This window comes from Streptomyces sp. NPDC041784 (assembly GCF_055591025.1).
The window spans coordinates 1-2,698 of the sequence record NZ_JBVJAB010000083.1 but is presented as its reverse complement, the minus strand read 5'-3'; the positions used below and the strand labels follow the sequence as shown (position 1 = coordinate 2,698).

Below are 2,698 nucleotides of genomic sequence, written 5' to 3'. Positions count from 1 at the left end.
TCCCCCCCCCCCCCCCCCCCCCCCCCCCCCCCCCCCCCCCCCCCCCCCCCCCCCCCCCCCCCCCCCCCCCCCCCCCCCCCGCTCCGGCGTATCCGCACGTCCGCAGGGTCCACCAGCCGGCAGACCACCGAGCCCGCCGGGCCCCCGAGCCCTTGAAGGGCTGGTAAAACACCGAGTTCCTCGGCTGTCAATCCACCGCCGTCGGGATACCTCATCCTCCCGGCATGGCGCAGCCCACGACAGCCGTCACGCCCCGACGTAACCCGCACCGTCAGAGATCTCTAGCAGACCGCGCCACCACCCGAGCGTCGCCCTCAAATCCCTCCAGGGAGCATGCCCCTCCCTGGAGTTCCCCCTGTGGCAACTACGCGAGGTCCGCATGCTCGACGAGGCCCGCTGCTGGGCAGATCCCCTCCGTCTGATGCGGCTGTTCGGGATCAGCATCGGCACCGCGATGCGCGACATGGCGGCCGCTCATCCCGAATAGTGCCTCCGGCAGCTTCGCTGACCCAGCGAAGCTGCCCGGTGCACTCGTTCCGGTGTCCTCGCGCACACGCAGCGCCTCGCCGATGATCGGGCGCCACCGCGACTCGAATGGGTCAGGGCGCACGGACCGCGAGGATCAGTGGACTTCACCGATCTTCATCCATGCCGCCGCTCAGGGCCGGGTGCGGATTCCCTCGTAAAGGAGGTCGAGCACCCGGCTCACCTGATCGCGGTCCTCGATCACAGGCGCGACCATGGCGATACCGCTGAGGGACACCACCACATCGTCCGGTTCGACCTCGGGACGCGTGGCCCCCGCCGCCGCGGTTGCCGCCAGCAGCGTGCCGACGGCTTCATCGACCCGCCCGCGGCTCTGCGCGAAGGGGTCCCTGCCCGCGGCCACGACGGCTTCGAGCGCCTCCGTCAGGCCGATCTTGGCGGGCAGGCATCGCACACCCGCGGAAGCCTCCCGCAGGCGTGCCTGTTCCTGATCCCTGGTCCACTCGGCTCGTGTCCAGCCGTCGAGCTCTGCAGAGGCCGTTTGTGATGGTGGTAACGGTTATATCGGGCAAAGCCTGGCAATTTGGATGGGGTCTGTTGCTCTCCATGAGGAAGTTGGCCGGCGCATGGCTGATGGCACTCGCACCCCGCCTCCCCACCCGGATCTTGCCCTGGCCCACGACTGTGAGAGATGTCTGGGATGGGGCACCGTCGTCACACTCGACGGACGTCACCAGCTGTGCCCGATGTGCCAGCACCCCGCTCAGCCACCGCCTTCTGCGAAGGCCGCCCCGCAGTGACCGGCACGACCGGGAAGGCTGACGGATGGGGTGGTGATGCCCGGTGCGGGCACGGGGTGCCTGCCTCGCGCGCCGGACCCATCGGCCCGCTACTCGTACCGGTACCTCAGTGAGTCCGCCTCCGCCTGCTCGATGTCGGCGATGGTCAGCTCCGGCATCCGCAGCTGGGCCAGCGTCACCTCGGCCGAGGACGGCTGGGCGTCCGCCGGCAGCCACTGCTCCGGCTTCCAGGCCCCGCTGCGCAGCAGCGACTTGGGGCAGTGCGGGTAGACCTCCTCGATCCCCAGCACCAGCGCACTGGCCGGAGGCTTGCCCACGGCGGTCAGCTGCGACAGCAGCTCCGGGCGGGTGGAGACGCAGGCCCGGCCGTTCACCCTGAGCGTCGTGGTGCGCCCCGGGATGACGAACAGCAGCCCGGCCCGTCCGGTGGCGATGACGTTCTGCAGGGTGTCCAGACGCTTGTTGCCGGTCGCGTCCGGTATCGCCACCGTCCGGGCGTCCAGGACGGCGACGAACCCGGCGGGGCCGCCGCGCGGGGAGACGTCACAGTTGCCCTCCGCGTCCGCGCTGGCGACCAGGACCAGCGATGAGCAGCCGATCAACCGCCGGGTCTGTTCGGTGAGTTCGGTCATCTGCTTGCGCATGGCCGCGTCTTTGGGGAGTTCGTAGGCCCGGCGCAGCGCCTCCTGGTCGGGCACGGCGTCGAGGCGGAGCGAGTCGAAGGCACTGCCGGCAAGAGGTGTCGTCATGCCCCCGACCCTAATGGGCCGACCTGCGATTGATCTTGGTCGGTGAGTGTGGGGACAGAGAGACGGCCTCGCGAGTTGTCTGGTGCTCAATCGCAGGTCAGCCCGTTAGCGCGGGCGGGCGCGGGCGCGGTCGAGGCCGCCCGGCGGGCAGCATGGAAGGTCTCCTGTCCCCGTGCGCGAAGTGTCGCTGTGACCGGCGCAGCGCAGCGTTCAGTACTGCTCGGTCTCCACGAAGCCCGTGTCCACGTCGTCGTTGCCGAAGGTGTCCGCAGCGGCGGTCGGGTTGAATTCGGGCGGGCTGTCCTTGAGGCCGAGGCCCATGCCGGCGAGCTTTTCCTTGACCTCGTCGATGGACTTCGCACCGAAGTTGCGGATGTCGAGGAGGTCGGCCTCGGAGCGGGCGACGAGCTCACCCACGGAGTGGACGCCCTCGCGCTTGAGGCAGTTGTACGAACGGACGGTGAGGTCGAGCTCCTCGATCGGCATTACCAGATCGGCGGCGAGGGCGGCGTCCACCGGAGACGGGCCCATGTCGATGCCCTCGGCGTCGACGTTCAGCTCGCGGGCCAGACCGAACAGCTCGACCAGGGTCTTACCGGCGGAGGCCATGGCGTCACGCGGACGCATCGCCTGCTTGGTCTCGACGTCGACGATCAGCTTGTC

General features: G+C 69.9%; 3 protein-coding genes. All 3 read right to left on the bottom strand.

The features are described from left to right. Positions 1-658: 658 nt before the first annotated feature. Positions 659-940: an SbtR family transcriptional regulator gene (locus ACZ6D7_RS47465; RefSeq protein ID WP_469505152.1), complete on the bottom strand. Its 282-nt coding sequence runs from the start codon at positions 938-940 to the stop codon at positions 659-661. Positions 941-1,375: 435 nt separating this feature from the next. Beyond that, positions 1,376-2,035, bottom strand: a complete 660-nt coding sequence (locus ACZ6D7_RS47460; RefSeq protein ID WP_469505150.1) for an MSMEG_1061 family FMN-dependent PPOX-type flavoprotein — start codon at positions 2,033-2,035, stop codon at positions 1,376-1,378. A 210-nt stretch (positions 2,036-2,245) separates the two neighbouring features. Further along, a partial coding sequence (locus ACZ6D7_RS47455; RefSeq protein WP_469505148.1) for a DNA-directed RNA polymerase subunit alpha C-terminal domain-containing protein occupies positions 2,246-2,698 on the bottom strand: 453 nt, incomplete at its 5' end.